This is a genomic window from Belnapia sp. F-4-1, assembly GCF_000802185.1.
Classification (GTDB): domain Bacteria; phylum Pseudomonadota; class Alphaproteobacteria; order Acetobacterales; family Acetobacteraceae; genus Belnapia.
The window spans coordinates 1-738 of the sequence record NZ_JROR01000045.1; the positions used below are offsets into that span (position 1 = coordinate 1).

Annotated in this window: 2 tRNA genes and 1 rRNA gene; all 3 read right to left on the minus strand. The window is 60.2% G+C overall.

The annotated features are described in order from the left end of the window. Window positions 1–245: 245 nt before the first annotated feature. Window positions 246–318, minus strand: a tRNA-Ala gene (locus tag LH62_RS00200). Window positions 319–338: 20 nt separating this feature from the next. After that, a tRNA-Ile gene (locus LH62_RS00205) sits at window positions 339–412 on the minus strand. Between the two features lie 263 nt (window positions 413–675). After that, window positions 676–738, minus strand: a 16S ribosomal RNA gene (locus LH62_RS00210); the annotation flags it as partial.

The following is a 738-nucleotide window of genomic DNA, read 5'->3' on the forward strand; positions in this document are numbered from 1 at the left end:
CAAGCCTCAGCCCGCACGCAGGACCAAACCGCGCCCCACGCGCAAAACCCAAAACCAGGCCAGCGCAAAACACACACTCAACCAATCAACTAACCAACCATTCCATCTTCAAATGTCAAAAGAACAATCCACCGGGCCAGCCCCAAGGGGCTCGCCATGTGGCGGCTTTGGAAGCACGCAACTCAACCCGACCAAGAAGGTCAGGCGAGGATCTCTTTCTGCCGCCAGGCCAACCTGCGCAGACATGGAGGCAACCGGATTCGAACCGGTGACCCCCTGCTTGCAAAGCAGGTGCTCTACCAGCTGAGCTATGCCCCCGTAGTCTTCAACAGGGAAAATGGGCCAGGGAGGACTTGAACCTCCGACCCCACGCTTATCAAGCGTGTGCTCTAACCAACTGAGCTACTGGCCCCAAACCTCGGCAATGCCGAGGCCGGAACGGCCATCGCCCAGCCAAGGCCATAACGACAGATCAACAGGATGATGCGCACTCACTCAGGCCAATCCGGGCCCGAGGATGGATGGCGAACGTTGGGCTCGACCAGGACAGGCGCCCGATCACCAGCCACCCCATCCGGGGCGGCCAGAACCAGGCAAGGCCTTGGTCCGTGTTTAGTCATATCGCGGAGGTCTGCAGCCAGAGGCCAAGGCCCCTACCCCACAGCGCCATCCTTGAAAGGAGGTGATCCAGCCGCAGGTTCCCCTACGGCTACCTTGTTACGACTTCACCCCAGTCAC